15 protein-coding genes are annotated in these 20,753 nt (G+C 57.8%); 7 read left to right on the top strand and 8 right to left on the bottom strand.

Features of this window, described 5'->3' with window-relative positions; genetic code table 11:
- Positions 1-92: 92 nt before the first annotated feature.
- From IVA87_RS11755 to IVA87_RS11780, 6 genes are all read right to left on the bottom strand, one after another.
- Positions 93-1,049 (bottom strand): GDP-L-fucose synthase, encoded by a 957-nt coding sequence (locus IVA87_RS11755; RefSeq protein WP_276576807.1) that lies wholly within the window; start codon positions 1,047-1,049, stop codon positions 93-95.
- Positions 1,030-2,112, bottom strand: a complete 1,083-nt coding sequence (gmd, locus tag IVA87_RS11760; protein ID WP_247305546.1) for a GDP-mannose 4,6-dehydratase — start codon at positions 2,110-2,112, stop codon at positions 1,030-1,032. The genes IVA87_RS11755 and gmd overlap by 20 nt, the downstream gene beginning before the upstream one ends.
- 5 nt (positions 2,113-2,117) lie before the next feature.
- Entirely contained in the window at positions 2,118-3,665 is a 1,548-nt protein-coding gene (locus IVA87_RS11765) for a lipopolysaccharide biosynthesis protein (RefSeq protein WP_247305544.1), read from the bottom strand.
- A gap of 13 nt (positions 3,666-3,678) precedes the next feature.
- Positions 3,679-4,779, bottom strand: coding sequence for a glycosyltransferase family 61 protein (locus IVA87_RS11770; RefSeq protein WP_247305541.1), 1,101 nt, complete (start codon positions 4,777-4,779; stop codon positions 3,679-3,681).
- Positions 4,780-4,956: 177 nt separating this feature from the next.
- Positions 4,957-6,501 (bottom strand): glycoside hydrolase family 16 protein, encoded by a 1,545-nt coding sequence (locus IVA87_RS11775; RefSeq protein WP_247305538.1) that lies wholly within the window; start codon positions 6,499-6,501, stop codon positions 4,957-4,959.
- Complete coding sequence (locus IVA87_RS11780) at positions 6,452-7,645, bottom strand: acyltransferase (RefSeq protein ID WP_247305534.1); 1,194 nt, start codon at positions 7,643-7,645, stop codon at positions 6,452-6,454. The genes IVA87_RS11775 and IVA87_RS11780 overlap by 50 nt, the downstream gene beginning before the upstream one ends.
- 131 nt (positions 7,646-7,776) lie before the next feature.
- Here IVA87_RS11780 and IVA87_RS11785 point away from each other — a divergent pair, with 131 nt between their 5' ends.
- Positions 7,777-9,057, top strand: a complete 1,281-nt coding sequence (locus IVA87_RS11785; RefSeq protein ID WP_247279501.1) for a hypothetical protein — start codon at positions 7,777-7,779, stop codon at positions 9,055-9,057.
- A gap of 26 nt (positions 9,058-9,083) precedes the next feature.
- Here IVA87_RS11785 and IVA87_RS11790 read toward each other — a convergent pair whose 3' ends face one another.
- Positions 9,084-10,154 carry a glycosyltransferase family 2 protein gene (locus tag IVA87_RS11790; protein ID WP_247305531.1) on the bottom strand — a complete coding sequence of 357 codons (1,071 nt, stop codon included), beginning with the start codon at positions 10,152-10,154 and terminating at the stop codon, positions 9,084-9,086.
- Positions 10,155-10,626: 472 nt separating this feature from the next.
- Between IVA87_RS11790 and IVA87_RS11795 the strand changes: the two genes are divergently transcribed.
- The 6 genes from IVA87_RS11795 to IVA87_RS11820 all read left to right on the top strand — a co-directional run bounded on the left by IVA87_RS11795 (position 10,627) and on the right by IVA87_RS11820 (position 18,278).
- Positions 10,627-10,905 carry a hypothetical protein gene (locus IVA87_RS11795; RefSeq protein WP_247279499.1) on the top strand — a complete coding sequence of 93 codons (279 nt, stop codon included), beginning with the start codon at positions 10,627-10,629 and terminating at the stop codon, positions 10,903-10,905.
- Positions 10,906-11,292: 387 nt separating this feature from the next.
- On the top strand, positions 11,293-12,276 hold the full coding sequence (locus IVA87_RS11800; protein WP_247333612.1) for an NAD(P)-dependent oxidoreductase: 984 nt from the start codon (positions 11,293-11,295) through the stop codon (positions 12,274-12,276).
- Positions 12,277-12,920: 644 nt separating this feature from the next.
- Entirely contained in the window at positions 12,921-15,338 is a 2,418-nt protein-coding gene (locus IVA87_RS11805) for a polysaccharide biosynthesis tyrosine autokinase (RefSeq protein ID WP_247333614.1), read from the top strand.
- 68 nt (positions 15,339-15,406) lie between these two features.
- Positions 15,407-16,048: a hypothetical protein gene (locus IVA87_RS11810; RefSeq protein WP_247305522.1), complete on the top strand. Its 642-nt coding sequence runs from the start codon at positions 15,407-15,409 to the stop codon at positions 16,046-16,048.
- Positions 16,049-16,270: 222 nt separating this feature from the next.
- Positions 16,271-17,596 (top strand): hypothetical protein, encoded by a 1,326-nt coding sequence (locus tag IVA87_RS11815; protein WP_247333616.1) that lies wholly within the window; start codon positions 16,271-16,273, stop codon positions 17,594-17,596.
- A 55-nt stretch (positions 17,597-17,651) separates the two neighbouring features.
- A complete protein-coding gene (locus IVA87_RS11820) occupies positions 17,652-18,278 on the top strand; it encodes a hypothetical protein (RefSeq protein ID WP_247305517.1) in 627 nt (208 codons plus the stop codon).
- A 1,039-nt stretch (positions 18,279-19,317) separates the two neighbouring features.
- Here IVA87_RS11820 and IVA87_RS11825 read toward each other — a convergent pair.
- On the bottom strand, positions 19,318-20,748 hold the full coding sequence (locus IVA87_RS11825; RefSeq protein WP_247305515.1) for an undecaprenyl-phosphate glucose phosphotransferase: 1,431 nt from the start codon (positions 20,746-20,748) through the stop codon (positions 19,318-19,320).
- Positions 20,749-20,753 lie beyond the last annotated feature (5 nt).

Below are 20,753 nucleotides of genomic sequence, written 5' to 3' on the forward strand. Positions count from 1 at the left end.
GCCTCCGTGGCCGCGCCGATGAATCGCGCCAGCCGCGGACAACGGGCGCGCGGAGGCTCGACCGTTAGCTCGCAATGGCAGAAGTGCGCTCCCTACTCTCCCGCCTGCCGGTTCTCGCCGAGATATGCCTGATAGGCCAGCTTGAGCCCATCCTCGAGCGGGGTCTTGGCTCGCCAACCCAGTTTCGCCAACCGGTTGACGTCGAGCAATTTGCGCGGGGTGCCGTCGGGGCGCGAGGTGTCAAAGCTGATCTCGCCGGAATAGCCGACGGTCTCCGCGACCAGGCGGGCGAATTCGGCGATCTCAATGTCCACGCCGGTGCCGATGTTGACGAGCTCGCCGCTCGAATAGGTCTTCATCAGGTGGATGCAGGCGTCTGCCAGATCGTCGACAAAGAGGAATTCGCGCCGCGGCGTGCCGGTGCCCCACACCACGACGTTCTTCGCTCCCGACGTCTTGGCCTCATGGAAGCGGCGGATCAACGCCGCGACGACGTGGCTGTATTCTGGATGATAATTGTCGCCGCGCCCATAGAGGTTGGTCGGCATCACACTGATGAAATTTGAACCGTACTGGCTACGATAGGCCTCGACCATCTTGATGCCGGCGATCTTGGCGATCGCGTAAGGTTCGTTGGTCGGCTCCAGCGGACCAGTCAGCATCGACTCTTCGCGCAGCGGCTGGACTGCGAGTTTGGGGTAGATGCATGAGGAGCCAAAGAACATCAGCTTCTCGCATCGATTAACATGAGCGGCGTGAATGACGTTGGTCGCGATCGCGAGATTGTCGTAGAGGAACTCGGCGCGTAGCGTATTGTTGGCGACGATGCCACCGACCTTGGCGGCAGCAAGGAACACTGCTTGCGGACGCCTTGCAGCGAACCATCTATCGACGGCGGCCTGGTCACGCAGGTCTACCTCGCTCCGCGACACCGTCAGCAACTCGACATTTTCCTCTGCGAGCCGTCGCACCAACGCGGAGCCAACCATGCCGCGATGGCCGGCGACGAAGACGGTCTTGCCTGCCAGCTCAAATAGAGTGCTTGCCATTGGCAACCTCTCGCTTGGCCTCGAGCAAATCGGACGCCACCATTTCCTTGACCAGTTGCGCGAAAGGGGTCCTGGATTTCCAGCCGAGCTTCTCGCGCACCTTGCTGGGATCGCCAATCAGGAGATCGACCTCGGTGGGACGGAAATAGGTCGGGTCGACCCGCACGACGATCCTGCCTGACTTCATGTCAATACCGGATTCCTCGACGCCCTTGCCCCGCCATTCGATTTTGCGGCCGACTTCGGCAAAGGCGAGTTCCACGAATTCGCGCACCGAGCGAGTCTCCCCGGTTGCCAGCACGAAATCGTCAGGCCGCTCGGCCTGCAGGATCATGTGCATGCCTTCGACATAATCCCTGGCGTGGCCCCAGTCGCGCTTGGCCTCGAGATTTCCGAGATACAGCGTCTCTTCGAGACCCGTCTCGATGCGGGCAACGGCACGCGTGATCTTGCGGGTGACGAAGGTTTCGCCGCGGATCGGGCTCTCGTGGTTGAAGAGAATGCCGTTCGAGGCAAACATGCCGTAGGCCTCGCGGTAGTTCACCGTGATCCAATAGGCATAGAGCTTCGCCACCGCGTAAGGGGAGCGTGGGTAAAAGGGGGTCGTTTCCTTCTGCGGCACTTCCTGCACGAGGCCGTAGAGCTCGGAGGTGGACGCCTGATAGAACCGCGTCTCCCTCTCCATGCCGAGAATGCGGATCGCTTCCAATAGCCGCAGCGTTCCAATCGCATCCGCGTTCGCGGTATATTCCGGGCTCTCGAAACTGACCGCCACATGGCTCTGTGCAGCCAGATTATAGATCTCTGTTGGCCGGATCTGCTGCATTAGACGGATCAGGTTTGTCGAATCCGTCATATCGCCGTAATGCATCAGGAACGGCACATTGCCGGCATGCGGATCCTGATAAAGATGATCGACACGGGCGGTGTTGAATGAGGACGATCGCCGCTTGATGCCGTGAACGGCGTAGCCCAGGCCGACCAGGTACTCGGCGAGATAGGCACCGTCCTGACCCGTGACGCCCGTAATCAGCGCGACGCGGCGCTTCGATCTTTCATTCATATTGCTCACCCGATCGCTCGATTCTCATCGATGACTTTCCCAGTTTTTCCAAACCTGTCGGCGATTGCGCCCAGGATTCGCAGGATCTCACGCTCGGGCCCGGCCGGCGAGCCTGTCGCTCGCCAGACTCCAATAAGTGACCCGACATAGGCAAGAGCGCTCACGAGAACAACGGCAATCAACCGAGCATAGACGTGAGACTCATGGCCAAAAAATGTAATGAAAGCCCAATTGGTCAGAAGACCGACAATGATCATCGTGCAGGTGGACAAAGCGGTCCTCAGATTCACGAGAAATTGCCGGGAGACAGAAGCGTCAATCAGTTCGCGGACCAGGACCATGTTGTAGACGACACCGCCGAGCGTAACCGCCACGCGAGCGACCAGCAGGCCAAGTAACCCCCCTACCCACAAGCCGGCAACAATGACAGGCAGCCTCACGATCAGGATCGCAACGTCGCGATGAAATAACCTGCGCGTCTGCCCAAGCGCCAGACCAAGGGGTTGGACGGTCGCGCTGAGCGTATGCAACGCAATTGCACCACCGAGGAGCTGGATCACGATTGTCGCGCCTGCCCAGGCCTCACCCAGCGCGAGCGGAACGAATTGATCGGCGATCAACGCGAAGCCGAACCCGGCCGGAAAGGCGATCACACACAGCATTGATTGCGCCGACAGATAAGCTCGTTGAAGGGCCGCTTTGTCGTCCCTCAGCCTCACGAACGCGGGAAACAGCGTCCCGGCGAGCGGATTTGTTGCTTCTCTTGTCGGCGTGGCGGCCAGGTCGCTGCCCAGCACATATCCGCCCAGGGTGGATTTCCCAAGAAAATATCCGATGATGATCTGGTCGAAACGCCAGTTCAGCGTGCTGACGGCCTGTCCGAGCGATAGCCACACAGAGAACGAGAATAGGGAGCGGCTACCCTTTATCCGGAATTTCGGCCGAAACGGCTGGATCAGATAAGAGGCAACGACATCGATGAAGTTGGCGACGACGGTCCCGGCGATCAGTGCCCAGTAGCTCCTGAAGCAAATGGCGATCCCGGAGGAGACGAGGATGGTTGCGAGCGCCCGGCTGCTGCTCGTCACAAATTCCTGCCAGAAGACGAGTTGACGCTGCATCATCGCTAGCATCGGGTTTCGAAGGCCGGATATTACAATCGAACAGCTCAGGACCAACAAGATTGGAATCAAGCGGCCATCGCCGTAGGACAGCGCCACCGGATAAGCAAGCAACGACAGCAAGAGTGCGAGCAAGCAGGCACGAGCCAGGCCCAACGTCCACGCGGCGTGGAATTGATCTTCACTTGGATCCTTGTGGTGAATGAGGGCCGATGCCAGGGACAGTTCAGTCATAGATGTCAGAACAGCAATGATGGCCGTCGCGACAGCAACCAGGCCGAAATCTTCCGGCGTGAGCATTCTCGCCAATATGAGCGTGTTCAGGAAGCCGAGACTGGCAACCACCAGCCGGCTCACGCCGATCCAGGCAGCTCCGATGGCGATTGAATTTTTCGACAAAGGGAGCGGCGTACGCGCACCAAGAGCGACCATTTTCAATGCTCGTTCATTGGCATATGGTTTCCAGTGCGCGCTCGAAGATGTCAGGCGCAACCTCGAAATCGAATGGACTGGGTCCAAACGCGCCCTGCGGGCGCGTTCCCTTGCTGTCTCCCACGATATAGGAATAGTCCGCGCCGGCGGACGTTGCGATCGTGTAGTAGTAGGGATGCACGTGGTCTGAGGGAATCAGCTCCAGGACCTGCGTTCCAGGCGAGCAGAATACGAGATTGGTCAGCCCTGCACCATGTGGGCCAACGACAATCGAGCATTCCGCGAAAAACGCCGCTTCATCCTCGACGTGGTCAAATTCGTAGATCTGGAAGCCGAACTTTTTCAGTGCAGGCATCAGCTCTTCTTCGTTAGCAACCTTCCTTTGTCCTTTGCGCGGAACGTATACGCGCCTGTCGTGACGAAGCGGCGACTTGGCTAGCTGCAAGCGGAAGAACTCCGTAAGCCATGGCGCATAATTCCGTCGCAAGCCTGGAAACGAAGTGCCAATCACGAGATCGGCCTGGATATCCTCCTCGCCTGCCCACACGCACTTGCGCATTGGAATTCCAAGCCGGCGAACGAGTTTGGCTGCCGTTTCGGACGCAGGCTTGGGCAAATAGACATAATCGACATCATCGAGCGACAGGCCACTTTTCTGAAATAGCGCCAAGCGTCCCAGGCAATCGAGCAGGAAGTGCCCATAGTTTCCTCCGGCGAAATCACTCGCCAGCGAGAGACAGGTGCCACTTAGCGGCAGCGGCGTCCCGTAGGCAACTGATCGCGGATGGCGCGAGAACGACGATCCGTACCAGGTGCTCTCGTAGAGCAGCGATCCATCCTCCGTCACGAGCCAGCCGTCGGGACCGAGGATTCGGGCCTTGTCCAGGCGGAGAATGCCCAGCTCGGGCATTCTGTTGTCAACGCTTTCACCGAAACCTGCGTCGCGGCTGCCGAATCGAACCGGCGCCTTCCGCGCCAGTACCTCTTCATCGACGGCAGTCAGCCAGGTATGCGGATGTTCACTTCGCCACGTGCGATGATCACAAAGCCGGCTCGGGCTGCCGCGCAATGCACCACGAAGAATTTGCCTGACGGCGCGAACCGTTGAGTTCATGGACGACTACCCATGCAAGAGACACTGACCGTGACAGGCAAGCCCGCATGAGGCCTCACCTGCCACAGCCAAAGCAAAATTCAGACCGACCCTCGGACAGCGTGCCGATCGCAATCAGCGGTGCTCGGCTTGATCCAGATCCACGGAGTTGTGCTCACGCTGGATGCACCCCTCCGATCAGCGGCGCACATGCAGCGACAATAGACGGCAAGATCTGGCCTTTTTTGGTTGGATCACCGTGGTGTCGCAAGCAACTGGGACTTCTTTGGGGCCGACCTCGCCCGCGACTTCAGCCGTCAGTTTGCTGCCCAGCAGATAGTTCCCTTCACGCGGTACGGCCGGCAGCGCAAATTCGATCACACTGACGCCATCTTCCGCGTCCTTGCGAGAGACCTGTTGTAGCGGCTTCTTTGCCGATGCGACCATCGCGCCGGTTGTTGCATCGAAGACGTACGCATGAATCGTTCGATTTGTAGGATAGTCGTCCGGAATCTTGACCGGAATTTCGATCTTGAGCGGGTCGGTTGTGCTCAGTGACAACACCCCCGCATTCGGCTTCTTATCCGCCACCACATTCGTAACGTTGAGAAATGTCGGCTTGGGCATGTCGTTGAGCGCTGCCTTATATCCAAAATCATTCGGATCCGGTGTCACGTCGCTCGGACCGCATTTTCGGCTTCCGCGCTCAGAGGACGTGAACTGGCAGACGCGAACGTAGTCGATCTTGAACGTTTGCGGGAAAGCCGCATCATCGATCCCGTGCCGACCGGCCCACGCTGCTCCGCCGACAGCGAAATTGAGATCGATGTGCGCCGGCGGCCCCAGTTGGCCGTCCTTCCTGAGCCACTGGTACATGCGCGTGTAGACGAGACGACCGTCCCAGAAGAACGAAATGCGGTCAGGAGCCCAAACGAAGCCGGCAATATGCCAGTCCTTGTTCAGATCCTCCTTGCTGACCATGTCCTGAAACCTGAGCACGAACGAGCTGTCCACATACGTGTAGGACTGCGGCGTCCACTTATCTTTACTCATGGCATTCGAGTGCAGCATGTTCGGCTTGTCTTCCACGCCATTGATGACGTACTCGAAAATGTCGATCTCCGGCGGATGCCAGAACTTTCCATCGATGTCGTAGTCGGCTTCGAGCCAGAATGCCGGCCACGATCCCCGCGCATTCGGAAGAAAGACCCGCGCTTCATAGTAGCCGTAGTAGAATGTCTGATGGCTCCGGATCATCGCGGAATCGAACGTGTCCGCCCCTTCATTCTTTTTTGCAATCAGATTCAGCGCACCCTCGGACATCACGTGGTTGTCGCGGTAACGCTGCTTTTCATCGTTGAAGCGATCCATCGTTTCGTTGTTGTAGATGTATCGGGTGGCCCATTTGGTCCGATCAAGCTTGTCGCCGTTGAACTCATCCGAAAAAACTAGCTCCCAGCCAGCGCACCAGGCCGGCGTCGCGGATCCGAGTGCAACGACTATCGAGGCGACACAAAGGATTTGCGTGCGCACGGCTGCGATCATCAACGAGATCCTTTCGGTTCGGCTCTTAGCCCGGCTGGGAAACGCTGTGCTGGCCCAATGCGCAAAGACGATGGCAGCGGTGACGCTGCCACGTCGCAAACCGGCACAATCGAGCGCACGGCTCTGCGGCTTTTTCCCAAATAGACAGTTAACTTGCGATCGTTTTGGGGCGGTGACTTGTCGAACAATCAAGAACATTTGACTGTTCCCCGATCAGGTTCCCTCCTTGAGTGCCGTCGAGTGCTTGATTGATCGGCCGGACTGCCGGTTTCGCTTCCGAGCCCCTGTCGAGCCGTTTTCGAATCTGTCCCGTCACCTTCACTTCAAGGAAGCGATGGCTGACCGTCGCAACGATAAGCGACGGCGGAAGCGAGACCAGGAGGAAACAAAGTTGCGATCCGCTCCCCAATGCATCGACCATGCCCGTTCGATACATGATCAGCTTGACCCCAGCCATGACGATCGGCGGCCAGAGATAAAAACTGAAGCTGATCGTTCCCAGCCATTGCATCACCTGCCAACGCAGCATTCTTCCGAACAGACCGTTTCCTCCGGACACGCCAAGCAGGAAAATAGTCCCGAAGACGCCACCAAGAACAAGAAATGGAAAAGCAGAGATCCAGTCATGGAATGACAAATGTGCCGGCGTCACAAAGCCAACGTAGTCTGTTGCGCTGGCAAGCTCGAGGCCTCTCCAGACAGTCAGGAATAGCACAAAGAAGATCGCCGGGTACTTCGCCAAGGATTGCAACAAGGTCGACGATAGGTACTTCTCCGCAATGAGCACGCCACCAATCATCAGGAGCGCGCGGGGATAGTACACGAGCAAGATCAGCGAACTGACGGCTAATGCCAGGGCCAGCGGCCGACTGACGCCGCTGATCAGGAAGACGGCGGCACATACTCCATAGAACAGGAATTCGTATCCGAGCGACCACGCGGCGGGATTGATCTGGATGATGTCAATGAATGGAGGCGGCGCCAACAGATTTGCACCAACCAGCAGCAGACTTGGACCCCTTCCTGAAAGCCAGCCAAAACTCGCGATCGCGATCACGGTCGCCCAGAGCACAGGAAGAATCCTCGCATAGCGATCAAGAATAAAGGTCACGACCGAGGATGCCCGATACAGGCTTGGCAGAATCACGATTCCACTGATGCCGAAGAAGAACTCGACACCGAATTTCCCGGTCTGCAGCGCTTCTCCCAACGGCCCCTTGGCAAACAGATCGAACGTGGGCAGTCCGGAATGAACGACGTGATAGACGAATACCATGAGGCAAAACAAACCTCTGGCACCATGAACGTAAGGGTTAAATCTTGCGCTCGCGTTGTGTTCCATGTGGGAAGTCGCTACAGGCTCGAGTATAGAGGGTGAACAGCCTCACGAGAGAGACCAAGGTCGATCGCGATCGTTACCCTGTGCCCAGACGCAACCAAGGCGCCAAGAGACAGTAATCGACGAGTCCCAACATGGTGAGCCTCGACACATTCCCAGCCAGAACCTCGTCTAACAAGCGCGCTGCAGCAGCGTCAAGCGACGAGACCAACAGCGTCATTTTCGCGCATATCGCCTTCATTCTGTGCATTTGCATGCAGCGCTTCGGGCTCCTCATCGGGACCGGACAGATCTTCTTTTCGCTGTTCGGATTCTTCGCGCTCGTGGCGTGGGGATGGTGGGTTGGTCTGGTGAGCATTCGCGGGCCGCAGACTCTCGCATTCGGACTCGTCGTCGTCTGGTTTCTCTTCAGCGCGGTCGCCGCAGCCGAATCTCCCGATCGCGGTGTCGAGACCAGCCCGGCATCACTTGCGATGGTTCTTGTCACGAATTCGATCTTCCTGTTCGGACCCTCGACGAAATTCTCGAACGAGGCGGTCCTTCCCGTCTTCCTGTTCTATGTTCGGCTGTGCGCCGTTCTGGCAATCGTCCAGATCGTTCTTCAATTCGGCGGAATACGCATCTTCTCGTTCAAGGATGCAATCCCGGCGCTCGATCCGGTCCTCGTCGAGTCCGCCTACAATCAAAATGCGGTGGAATTTTATGGGTCGTTGAATCGGCGCGCGAACGGTTTTTTCCCAATGGAGCCGGGAGCGCTGTCCCAATTGCTCGCTATAGGTGTGGTCGTCGACGTGTTCATTTTGCGGCGACTTGCCTATCTTCCGTTGTACGCCATCTCGTACGTGCTCACTCGGTCCGGATCGGGCCTCCTGGTGCTCGTCGTGTCCCTTGGTGCCTATCCCCTGATTGCTCCGCTCAAATCACTGCGGGTAATCGCCATCGGGGCGGCCGTTGCCTTGACGATCGGCACAACGTACCTCGTTGCACCGGAACCTTTTGATCCCATCGTTAGTAGGCTTGATGAATTCAGTTCAACCAAGTCGAGCGGCTATGCTCGCTACGTCGCACAACTACAGACTTGGGACTATCTCTTTCGGACCGACAGAGTGCTCATCGGCTCGGGGCCCGGCGGATTGGAACGGTCGCCTGCCTACTTTGGCGGCAGCGGAAATCCCGTTCTCAAGCTCGTCGCGGATTACGGAATTATCGGGCTACTGATTTTCCTGTTCTATCTCATCCTCTCGATATTCAGGAAAGACAACTCGATGCTCGCATTGACAATGCTGGCCTGCTATCAGCTCGGCGGCGGCAACTTGGCCATGGCTCCATTTCTGATCATGATGGCAATGCTGTGCGTATGGTCGCAGCCGCCAGGCGCCGGCCTGAGGTCGATCCGTCCCAAAGCTGCCGTCTGACCGAAGTGTCCCAGCCCTGCGCCCGATCATCGAATGATGCGGAATCGACCGAGCAAAGCGCGCAACCATTTCGGCCGCTGGGCGGGCACGTAGCGCAAACTCACCAGGGCACGACGGAAGTATTGCGGACTGATCAGAGTGCAGAAGATCCAAGCCAGCAGCGATATGCGCTGCGATCTTGAGAAACCTTGCGGCGACGCAGCCGCTCCAAGCGCATCGACAGCGATGCTCAATGAACTATCCGCCGCGATTGGATGAAGGTCCGGCCGCAGCTTGAACGACGCTATCCGCAAACAAAGAAATATCAAATTGCTCTTGAGCGCATCGGGCGCAACCGGCAGCTTCTCCGCGCGCGCGATCTCGGAAAAGAATTTGTATCGCCTCCGCGTGAGGTCGATTTCTCTCGCAAAGCGGGTATCATCGAGTTGAAGGAAAGCCCCGTGATTGAGGCCGTGCACGCGGTAGTCTGCCAACGGCTTAGTGATCGTTACGATCTCGCCACATGCAGGAGCGGCCGCCAAAAGATAACTGTCCGGAGCCCGATCAACGAAGTCGGATTCAAAGCCGAAGACACGCTCGACAAACCATTTCGGGTAGGCGTTTCCCGACCCGGGCGGCGTCGGATAGGCGCCGGTGGTTGCCATCCACTTGCGGACGTCCTCCGAGGACGGACAGGAGAAGTACTGCGGCAGGACGTTTCCGGTCGGCTGCCCCTCGGCATCGATCACGCGCATCTGAAACTGATATTTGCTCGCGGCTTTGGACCAGACGGATACGATCTCCGTCATGACATCAGGATGCAAGGCATCGTCCGAGTCGAGAAATATGATGATATCACCGGAAGACCTGCGAAAGCCGTTCACACATGACATCATCTGCCCGGCGTTCGCCTGGCTGATGATTGTGACTTCGTCTGCAAATTCGTTGATGACGTCGAGTGAATGGTCCGTCGACCCGTCATCGACGACGATCACTTCGACGTTTGGCCATCGTATGTCCAGCGCGCTGCGGATCGCGGATCCCACATAAGCTGCGTAATTGTGGTTCGGAATGACGACCGAGAGGCGCGGCAGGGTCGCCGGTTCGACTTCCGGCAACACAGCGGGTCCTGGTATCTCCTTCAACATTCGCCGCCTAGAATACTCGCGTTGCAAGTACGTCGCATGACGGCCGACAGAACATCACAGTCGACGGGCGTCAGACACTTACTCCAGGAAGGTGCAGCCTCTAGCACGTGTTTTCAAGCGCAAGGAAGAGGCAAGATTCCCGCCTGCAATCCCGGGAACTATTTTACCTGTCATTCTGTTGCCGCAACTGCAACTCTATCCTGCCGCGACAATCGCGGCTTCTTTCGAGAGCTGGCCCCAACCATCATGGATGTGCAGAGCAGTGAAGATGCATGATAACCGATCTAGGCGCTCAGACGGTTATGTGGCGATATGTGTAGCTATCGCTTCATCGCTCCTCCCAACGACGGCCGATGCTCAAATTTCCGGCTTCGGTCGCACATCTCCTCCGATGTATGGCGGCTCCGGCATTTCCACTCGGCCTTCGAGTTCGATTCGACCGATGGAAGGTACCTTCGCTCCAAATCACACGACAGTGGACGGAAAGCTTTGCATATCAGTCAATCCGGTGACACACCCTCAAGCCAACAACCCCAAGATCATCGAGCAGATTGTGCTGGTTCAAAACATCTGCGGTCAATCGATCCGGGTTCGGGTTTGCTACGCGGGAAGTTCCGATTGCATCGTCGTTCCGCTCGCAGGTTACCAGAAGCTGCAAAGATTATTGGGGATCGCGGCGGGATCAACGAACTTCCAATTTGAGTATCGCGAGCTCTATTGAGTCCTTGATCAGACGAGCAGTCCGTCCTCCCATCTATTCGCGTTGCCGCTTGAATCAGCGCCATCGCATTTGGGATCGCCCAATGGAACCGATGATTCCGAGCATGTCACACGCGCTGTCGGTAACGATCCTGTTATCGCTACATGAGAAACGCATGACTGACCAATTGCTGCCCCAAATTGTCCGCTTCACTGATGTCGAGCAGCATAAGCGCTCGCGGCCGCGAGCGGGCGCACTGCACATCAAGCAATCTTGTTCTTTCTGGGCACAACCCTTGCAACGGCAGGGCGTGCCGCTTTCCAATGCGTGCGCTCGATTGTCAGGGAGCCTTGACCGAAATTTGTCGCCGTTGACTCAGCACCTTCACTCAAGTTGACCCTCGCGCTCATGTCCAATCCCACCCAGGCTATTGTATTCGGAGGCGCAGGCTTCATCGGTACACATCTAATGACGCGGATGCTCGCTTCCGGCCGCTACGATCGAATCGTCTCAGTGGATATCGGGAAGCCTAGGGCGCACGTCGAAGGCGTCGAGTATGTCCATCATGATGTCCGTGAGCCAATCGACCCGAAGCTCGCAGGCGGGCTGCCTGCCGACATCTTCAACCTGGCTGCAGTCCATGTCACCCCAGGTCATCCGGACGGCGACTATTATTATACAAACGTGCTGGGTGCGGTGCACGTCTGCCGATTTGCGAGAGACACTGGCAGCCGGAACGTCATCTTTACCAGCTCGATATCGGTCTACGGTCCGACCGAGACCCCACTTACCGAAGATGCGACGCCGGTCCCAGTCAGTGCCTATGGACGCTCCAAACTCTCGGCCGAAGCGGTCCATCGTCTATGGCAATCGGAGGACCCGGACAGGCGGCTGACCATCGTGCGCCCCGCCGTCATCTATGGGCGCTACGAGCGAGGCAATTTCACGCGGTTGTCGAGGCTTCTCGAAAGGCGGGCCTTCATCTATCCGGGCCGAACCGACACCATCAAGTCGTGCGGCTATGTGAAGGACCTGGTCTCGTCGATGTTCTTCATGGCGTCTCGCAACGACGGTCTGTCGATCTACAATTTCTGCTATGAGGACCGTTATACCATCAGCGAGATTTGCTCCGCCTTCTCTCGAACTGCCGCTTACCCCAAGCCGACGATAACGATTCCGGTATGGCTAATGAATCTCGCCGTGCTTCCATTCGAGGTGCTGCAGGCTGTCGGCATCAAGACCGGCATCAATCGTGACCGGATCAAGAAGTTGTGGTTTTCTACGAACATTCTGCCGAAGCATCTGATCGCAAGCGGGTTCAAATTCGAGTACGATCTGGCAAGCTCGCTTGTGGATTGGAATCGGGAATCCTCCATCAAGGATTTTGATTGAGGTTTTGTTGGCTGGATCCTTCAAGTGTCCGGAGATCGGAGATTCACCGGTGGAATTTCAAAGCCGATTCTCGCCACCATAGCGGATATTCCGAAACCAGACCCGTTCGGATTCCGGCGTCGCGTGCTCGGTCGTAACCGCGAGACCGGATTCGCCTTGCCTGTGGCAGTTGCAAGATCTCATGCTTGTCCGTCACACTCAGGTCGATATTGCATCGCAGAATTTGAGACCGGTCGGACGCTGTCCACCGGGTCGGCACGTAGCATTCGTGGAATCCTGCCCAATTCGTGGGCGAACCATGATCTTCTCAGGCGGCATGAATTGTCTCGATCTTGAAAGTCGCTTTTTTGGCAAAGTTGACGGAGATAGGCATTATGACGATTTTGCGGCAAGCGGTACCTACGGTGGCCCTGCAGCGTTGCCGAAACTTCTCTGACCAATAACGTGTCGCACGAACCAACTAGGTGCTTTGACAAGAGAGCCTCGGTGGCACTGGCCAATTCTCGAGCGCCGCGCGTCGATCACCGCATCCGTCGTGTCGAATTCGACCAACAGGGAACTTCTAGGCGGCACTTTTGCACGAATTCAGCGCGGCAAGGCCAGCCTGATGCCGCATTCACAGAGATTTAGGTAGGGCGGGCCGGATGCTTCAAACAAAGATCACATCTCGCGAGATCGAAAACACGGCGCCGGAGGCCCCATCGCTGGAGCAGACCATCTCCTCTGCGCTTGCGCTGATGAGCCGCCAGTATCCAGTGATGATTTTCACGCTGCTCCTGTGCATCTGTCTTGCCGGCGTCTACGTGTTCACGGCACCGAAGCGATATACCGGAACGGCGATCCTGATGATCGACAGCCGCAAGATGCAGGGCCTGCAGACGCAAGCGCCCGCGAGCGGCGCAGACAACCCGATCGACTCGGCGATGGTCGACAGTCAAGTCGAACTTCTCAAGTCCGAAGCGATCGCCTCCAAAGTCATCAAGGATCTGAAACTTGCGGAGTCGGCAGACTTCATGAGCGACGGCGGCGGATTGCTCAGCAGCATCAGTAGCGCGATTACCGGAATATTCTCCGAGTCGACCCCGCCCACGGAAGAGCAAATACTGCGCGCAGCACTCGCTCGCTTTGCGAGCGGCCTCAGCATCAAGCGCGTCGGCGTGAGCTATGTTATCGAGATCTCCTTTCAGGCATTGTCGCAGGAGTTGGCAGCGCGGATCGCCAACGCGGTCGCCGACGGCTATATCGTGGATTCGTTGGAATCGAAATATCAGGCCTCCAGACGGGCGGCGGTCTGGCTGCAGGACCGATTGAAGGAATTGCGGTCGCAGGCGTCTTCCGCCGAACGCACCGTTGCGGATTTCAAAGCCAAGAACAACATCGTCGACGCCGGCGGGCGACTGCTCACTGAGCAGCAACTCGCTGAAATCAATACTTCGCTGACGGCTGCGCGTAGCCAGCGTGCGGAGGCACAGGCTAAGCTCGAACGCATCACCGCGATATTGAATGCGGACAGCGACGATTCCAAGGTCATTCTGAATGACCTGGCGACGGTGAGCGAGACGATGGCGAACCCGGTCATCACCAAATTGCGCCAGACCTATCTCGAGTACGCGGCCAAGCAGGCGGATTGGTCGAATCGGTATGGATCGACCCATCTGGCGGTTGTCAATTTACGCAATCAGATGCGTGAAATCCGACGCTCGATCATTGACGAACTGCGACGCACGGCCGAGGTCTACAAGAGTGACCTTGAAATTGCCAAGGCGCGCGAAGAGTCCAGCCAGAAGAGCTTGAACGATACGATCGCGGTCTCGAATAATACCAGCCAGGCCCAGATCATCCTGAGAGATCTGGAAAGCAACGCTCAGAGCGCTCGCGCATTGTCTGACAACTTCCTGCAACTGTACATGGTCTCGGTTCAGCAGCAGTCGTTTCCCATTACCGAAGCTAGGGTGATCAGCCAGGCCGCGTCGACTCTTCCCAACAAGACGTCGCCAAGAACGACACTCATCCTGCTTGCGGCGATCGTGGGTGGGTCGATTCTCGCAGCTCTCGTGGCAATCCTGCTTGATATGATGGATCGCGTCTTCCGTACCGTTTCGCAGGTCGAGAAGTTCGTGGATACCCGATGTCTCGCTTCGATTCCGGTCATAGAGCAGGGTGCCATCAAAGCGAATTCCGCTCAATCGGGCAAAGCGGCCTGGCGATTCGGCAAACGCGACAAGCCCAAACCGCAGCAGGCATCACCGAGTCACGGGGGCTCCGGCACGACCTTGCCACTCCACGGGCCCGCGCCCGCGTTCAGCCACCAACAGTCGCATCGCGACCGTCTGCTTTCAACTGAGGAGAGCGTCGGGCGGCACGTGATCAATGCCCCGTTTTCACGCTTCGCGGAGGGATTTCGGTCGATCAAGCTCGCCAGCGATTTCGCAAATTTCGGTGCAGGGTCCAACAAGGTCCTGGGGATTACCTCCGCTCTTCCGAACGAGGGAAAGTCAACCATCAGCGAAGCGCTGGCGCAGACCTTGGCGCAAAGCGGCTGCCGTACGCTGCTGATCGATGGCGACATCCGCAACCCAAGCCTCACCGCAAGGCTTACTCCGGCTGCGCAGGACGGCTTGATCCATGTCGTCATCGGCCAAGCCGACTGGAGGGACGTGGTCTGGATAGACCCGCAGACGAATCTACATTTTCTTCCTTGTGCCATCACATCGCGCTTCTCGAATTCGAGCGACCTGCTGGCCTCGCAACAGATGGACGACCTGTTCCAGCAACTACGGCAGCACTTTGATCGCATCGTTCTCGATCTTAGCCCGCTGGCGCCGGTCGTTGACGTTCGGGCGACCGGGGGGTTGGCTGATTCCTATATCCTTGTCATCGAATGGGCGAAGTCGAAAATCGATATTGTCGAGCGCGTGCTAGGCGAAACGCCGGTTGTGCGCGAGCGGATGCTCGGTGCGGTTCTTAACAAGGTGAACGTGTCGGTGATGAGCCGATACGATACGTACGGCGCAGCCTACTATCGCAATCGATACTACAAGAGGTATGGTTATGTCGATTGACGTCAAATGCTTGATCCGGAGCGGCGGGCAGCGCTTGCCCGATTTTTGACAGGGCCCTTGGATACAACATGAATGATTTGGCGCTAGCGCATGTTAGGTCGGCGCTTCTGATGGTGCGCTCAGTCCTGCTCGGTGCTGGTCTCTTGATGACGACGGCTCCCGGTCGAGCCGAGGCGGTGCGTCCAGGCATTCTGAACTGCGGGTCTGGGATCAGCGCCGAGCAGCGTCGACGTTGTGACGAAGAGGCGTTCAAGCAGATCGAGTCCGGCAGCCAATCGACACAGCTTGAGGGCGGATGGCGACTGGTGAAGAGCAAAAATCCAGACGGCGGCGCCGATGCCATTTCAGTGATGCATGTCGTCGATAGTGCCAAGTCGGATACGCGCCTTGCTGGCCTGAGCCTGCAATGCGGGAAAGGTGGCATCGAAATTGTACTCATTGTACTCGAGCCACTGTCCCGCTCGGCGCGACCGAACGTAGCCCTCATAGCGGGAGAGAAGCGCGCAGAGTTCCAGGCATCTGTGATCCAGGGCGGCGTCGCGCTCCTACTACCCGCCGACGCCTCGAAGCTTGCTGCTAGCGACTGGCAAACCGCAAACGAGCTTGAGGTTGAAATTGGGACCACACCGACCGCGATCCGCGGTGCGGTGCCGATGGCTGGACTGGCGACGGCTCTCCGTTACTTGTCGCAGTACTGCCATGCTCGATAATTTAGCCGGTCACGGAACTGTCATGCAGAGCGAATTCCGCAAACCGAATGCATGTGACCAGTTGGCAGGCCGCGTTGTGATGATGCGTCATGGTGGCTTCTATCCGGCCATCCATCACCGAGACGACGGTGGCGTCCCAAGCTCGGCTATGCGACGCGTATCAATGTCCCACTTGTGCAATGCTGCATTCCATTCCCGCTTCCACGTCTCACGGTTCTCCGAGTGCTCATCGCTTCCTGGCTTTTAATCACATTGCTGGCCGCGACTCCGATCTTGGCGCTCACAAGCGGCTCCTTCGCACAGCATGTGATTTCACTTGCTACTGCGTTGATGATGGCAATGGCAACAAGAGGTCCGGAGGCGCAAATCGCGTCTGCCGCGCAGTTGCTGAAGCAATTTCTCCTCATATTCTTGCTTCCGGTCGTCTGGATGACGTTGCAAATCTTTCCGATGTCTTCGCTTGCGAACCCGATCTGGTCGGCGACTTCGATCGCATTGAATCAGCCATCGCTGCCGGGCCGCATCAGCGTTGATACGAGCGCAACGTTGCACAGCCTGTTCCTCTATCTGGTCGACGTGTCGCTCCTGGTGTCGACCGTCATCATCACCAAGGATCGCCGTATGGCCGAAATGATCCTGTTCGTATTGAGCGCAGTGACGACCCTCATGTCAGTCGAGTTCCTACTCGGCCGGCTCGATTTATTCGCCGGAATCATTCCCCAGTCCGGCGCATCTACGAATCTGTTTCCGGCAGCAGCCGCTCTTGCGATATTGACAAATGGCGCGCTCGTCGCCCGGGCACTCGAACGCCACCTGCACCAGCAGAACATCCACAATCTGGCTTCGCCCCTACTGTGGGTCGGCGTTTCCTGCGGTCTGTTAGGAATTGCCGTAGCATTCGCCGCACTTGCCGCCCTCCAACAACGCGCATTGGTGGCGGTTACTGGCTGCGGATTGATGGTCCTCGTGTTCATAGCCGCTGTCCGGCGCTTGGGATTTCGGTCTTGGCCTTCGGCGCTATTGTTCTTGGTCCTTGCAGCGATCGCCAGCGCGATGGCTGCGTCGCACTCTCGATCCGGAGGCTTGGGCCTCCTTGGATTCGTCAGCCTCCCCCCGGAAGCAGTTGCGCCGGCAAAGCACCTGCTCTCTGATGCACCGACGTGGGGGCATGGTCTCGGAAGCTTTAGGCTGATTTCGAGAGCCTATCAGGAGTTCGGCGCTGCGCTGGCAGCCCCTCCCTCCACCGCAGTCTTGATGGCTGTCGAGGCGGGACGATTGGCGAGCGCCATCCTAGCAGCCTTCGCCGTCCAGTTTTTCCTCGTTAGCTTTCGCGGCGCCGTTCGGCGAGGACGTGATTCCTTTTTCGCGGCCGCCGCGGCCGCCGCCGTTGTCGTTGTACTCTGCGAGAGCTTTCTTGACTCAAGCCTCTCAAACCCCGCGATTCAAGCAATCGTGGCGGTGATGGTCGGAGTTGGACTTGCACAATCAGTGGGACGGACCAGTGGCGCCAACCACTCGGCGGCTTCCGCGCGCCGTATGTTGAACTAATGCATCGACAATGAGTTCATCGAGCAGATTTCGCGTTCTTCTGGTGGCGTTGGCCTTGGCGGTCGGATCCTATGCGATTGTGTCGGCCATAGCGGAGGTGCCGGCGCTGAGCCGGACAACATTTTCCGCAGATGCGGCCGAGATTGGGGCGCGGTGGACTGAAGACGCGCCCACATTGTTGGGAACGCGCTCGCCGTTTGGATCAGAGCTGGAAGGTAATCATGGATCGGTCGCCGCGCTGCAGACAATTGAGTCTGGCCAGCAAAGGCCCACGATCCTGCGATCAATAGCGCATACCGACGCTCTCGGCCGCCTCAGGCGGACGCTCTCGACCTCTCCTTACAATCCTGAACTATGGCTGGCGCTGGCGCTGCTTCAGGTCCAGCGCGACCCGCACGATCCGGTCGTGGTCGAGGCCCTGAAGATGGCATATTTCGTCGCACCAAACGACGCGCGACTGATGCCGGCGCGGATCGACATTGCGGCCCGCTTCGATGCGCTCGCCCTTCCCGATATCAAGGACCTCGTACGCAATGACGTTCGGCTCATCCTGATACGCCGACCTGGGTCGAGATCGGCACTCGTGTCCGCTTATCGCAGGGCATCAAAACTGGGCAAGGCCTTCCTGGAAGATGCAGTTGAATCGATCGACCCGTCCTTTCTGGCGACACTGCGCGGTTGACCTCGTAGCGTTTAGTGGGCGCGCTTCGCTGCCGTCGCCCGAGCCTAGTTGAGCCAGGCCTTCTCAACCTGACCAGATCGATACGTGGTGATGCCAGAGTTTACCGCTTCGTCGCAGGATTCGGGTCTTCGATCGTTCAGGCAAATCGTCGTGCTTGGCGCACCACTGCGCGTTTTCCTTTACAATCAATTCTCGTGCGCTAGACATGGCGATTGCCACCGCAGCCCGAGACGGCTTCTTGTCACATTTGATCCAGACGGGTTCACGGCTGTGCGGAAGCTGAGCGCGGTGCGTAGGGGCTCCGAGCAGCTCGAACATCGTTCCGGCTCATCCGCTGCGCCCCGAACGCCGAAGGATCCTACGCAAAGCGCTTCCTGCGGCTTAGCGCTCGCGCGATCCATGGTTCCAGCGCCGACCGTAATCGTACGGAGTCCACAAACGACGATCATTGTCGTAGCCGATTTGGACGGATTGATGAAGGCGGGCTGAGATGATCGAGATAGAGTATCTCTGGAACTCGTCGGCTGGAAGGAGTCAGCCGACGCCTCAACCGCGTTGTGCACCCTTTCCTTCTGAGGTTCCGACGGTTAATTTAACCCGATACTTGATCTTGCATTTCGGTGGGACTGGATGACGGTACTTGCCATATTAAGCATCTGGCTGTTGCTCAACGTTTTATTCGTGCTCATCGTGGTTCCTTCCCGCGGGTCGCGATCGCGGCTGAACAGGTCAGGAACAATCCTTGTGCCGGTCCCGATCGAAAAGCATCAAGACCGGCTCGATCACAACGAACAATTCTCCCTTCGCCACGCTCTCGGATCACTCGCAACGGGAGTCTTTTTCGTCTTGATGGCGCGGCTGGTCGCAACACGTGAGGCCATTGTGCGGTTGTGGAACAGGACGCGTAGGCATAAGACCTGAAGCTTGGTGATTGGCGCGACGCCTGATTCAAAGGCTCCAAAGGGAGCTCTCGCCTCAATCCGCATCTAGCTCAGCGCCTACGAGTCCGCGCCGCGCCGCCAAGGCCGCCTGCGCTGACCTAGTACGCCTCCTGGGAAATGACTGTAGCCGCCGTGCGCGCCATGATTTTCAGGTCGAGCCAAATGCTCCAATTCCTTACATACCAAACGTCATATTCTACCCGCTTTTCCATGAGGTCGATGGTCGGCGTTTCGCCCCGGAAACCGTTAACTTGAGCCCAGCCCGTGAGGCCCGGCTTCATGTGGTGGCGGTATACGTAGTTGCTGATGATCTCGTCATAATAGTTGTCATGGGCAAGCGCATGTGGGCGTGGTCCGACCAACGACATGTCGCCGCGCAGCACGTTCCAGAGCTGGGGCAGCTCGTCAATGCTTGTCATGCGGAGGAAGCGCCCGATCCTCGTGACGCGTGCGTCCCTCTTGGTTGCCTGAGTAATCGAGTGACCATTCTCGCACACGTACATGCTGCGAAATTTCCAGATGTCGAACGGCTTGCCGTTGAAGCCGCGGCGCGACTGTCGAAAGATCACGCTCCCAGGCGAATCCAGCTTGATCAGAATGGAGACGGTGATCAGCACTGGCGCTAGGGCCACTAGCGAAAACAACGCCAGACCGACGTCGAGGCAGCGCTTCTGGAGACGTTCAAACACGCTGAGCGGTGGTCGCTGAATCTCGATTGCCACCGTGCCGCTGACCGGCAAAAACGGGCGCGATACCAGATCAGCGATCGAATTATCCGGCAAGAGACGGATCGGCTGAGGTACAGCGCGCAAGTGCAGTTCGAGTTGCTGCAACAACGGCAGCTCGTTCCAATCAACCGCCAACAGGTACTCCTCGACATCTGCTGCACGGGATTGGCGAATAACATCCCGGATTTGCCTCTCCCAGCCGGTCCCATGGTTGTTAGCGGGAAGCACGAAATGGCGAACCACGTCGAAACCGTTCTTGCGCAGGTCCTTGAAACGGCTCGAGGTGAAATCAAGCGGCTTCAGGCTGAGTAGGGCAACCTTGCGATCGACCAATCGGCCCTTGGCAAAGCTCGTGCCGAGCGCCCACTGCCACGCAAAGCGCAGGCTGAGCAACCCAACGCCGCCAACTCCGGTGAAGATGAGGAACGTGCCGCGGGACAGATTGTCCGACGATTTCAATAGAAACGCCGCGACCGCAAGGATTGTCAGTGACACCAACCAAATGATCATCGCTTTGCGCAATTGCCAGACCAGACTCAGCAAACGGTGCGTTGCATAGACACCCTGAAAATAGGCGATTGCAACGAACACTGCGCTGACGATCAGTCCGGCGCCGATGGGCGCTCCGTCTCCAGAGGACGGCGTGGCGACGCTATAAAGTTCAGACGCCATCGCGTAGCAGAGCAAGATCAGCAAGAGGTCGGCCGCGATCACGAGGAGCTGAAAAGGCTTCTGAAGAGCCGTGCCCCGTGCGGAGGATATCGCATAGGTGCTATCAGAGCTATAAGTGGCAACAGCCATTCGAT

Source organism: Bradyrhizobium sp. 147 (assembly GCF_023073935.1).
In the GTDB taxonomy this organism is placed as follows: Bacteria; Pseudomonadota; Alphaproteobacteria; order Rhizobiales; family Xanthobacteraceae; genus Bradyrhizobium.